Source organism: Wolbachia endosymbiont of Tuta absoluta, from assembly GCF_059414725.1.
The window spans coordinates 1-474 of record NZ_JBNRJY010000272.1; the positions used below are offsets into that span (position 1 = coordinate 1).

Consider the following 474-nt stretch of genomic DNA (forward strand, 5'->3'; position numbering starts at 1 on the left):
AAGAATTTAGAAGATTGGTGTCTATCGTCAACAACAATTTAAACCTAACTTTTCGAAGCATCGAATACATACATGGGTGCATATATCACGCTTATATCCCTTGCTTGGTAGAGAGAGCGTAAATGTCCGTACCAAACGATCGATCATGAGTCACAATAAGTCACGCCTTATGTGTCTTACGGGTTAGGCAGACGATTATCTGCATCAATTTTACAGTCATTTTACTGAATTAAACGAATCAGTTGAAGAACATTCTAAGCACTGATTGCGATAAATAAATTGTCCTAAAAAGACATTTGTATTTAAAAAAAGGAACCCTCGAATATCAACAATAAACTTAAGGCCCTCCGGTAATGAGATAAACTGCTTCAATATTTTAGAGCGTGGTGATTCAAGGACTTTTATTAAGTCTTGTTCAAACTTATAGCTCGACTCAGAATCTTGATTTTTCTTATATACTTTCATTTCTTCATC

Annotated in this window: 1 pseudogene; it reads right to left on the reverse strand. The window is 34.8% G+C overall.

What is annotated here, in order from left to right:
- Positions 1-318: 318 nt before the first annotated feature.
- Positions 319-474, reverse strand: a pseudogene (locus ACJ5GX_RS02975) (malonyl-CoA decarboxylase N-terminal domain-containing protein); the annotation flags it as partial.